The sequence below is a fragment of the Halomonas sp. AOP7-B1-5 genome (assembly GCF_052353045.1).
Taxonomy (GTDB): Bacteria; Pseudomonadota; Gammaproteobacteria; order Pseudomonadales; family Halomonadaceae; genus Vreelandella; species Vreelandella colorata.
This window is the reverse complement of sequence record NZ_JBQTDC010000144.1, coordinates 1-249: the sequence shown is the minus strand read 5'-3', so window position 1 is coordinate 249 and position 249 is coordinate 1. Positions and strand designations below refer to the sequence as shown.

The window sequence follows — 249 nt, the reverse complement described above, 5'->3', positions numbered from 1 at the left end:
CTAGACCCGCACACCTATAGGTGACGCCATGATGATGACAGAGCCGAAGCCCACCACTGTTGGTGAGATGCTAACACTTGAATTCCTTGAGCCGCTGGAGCTTACCCAATCGGCGCTTGCTCGTCAGATGGGTACGGCGCCCCGCCTGGTCAACGAACTCTGCAATAACAAGCGAGCATTGACGGCTGAAACCGCCATCATGCTAGCGACGGTCTTGTAAACGCGCCACTAACCACATCTTCTCAAGCG

General features: G+C 55.4%; 1 protein-coding gene. It reads left to right on the top strand.

What is annotated here, in order from left to right; all coding sequences use genetic code 11:
* Nucleotides 1–28: 28 nt before the first annotated feature.
* Nucleotides 29–220 carry a HigA family addiction module antitoxin gene (locus tag ACT3XD_RS19780; RefSeq protein WP_192539996.1) on the top strand — a complete coding sequence of 64 codons (192 nt, stop codon included), beginning with the start codon at nucleotides 29–31 and terminating at the stop codon, nucleotides 218–220.
* The last annotated feature ends 29 nt before the right edge of the window (nucleotides 221–249 follow it).

Bases quoted from the DNA above. Each gene is read 5' to 3' on its own strand.
- ACT3XD_RS19780 (WP_192539996.1), top strand. From the start codon at position 29: ATGATGATGACAGAGCCGAAGCCCACCACTGTTGGTGAGATGCTAACA.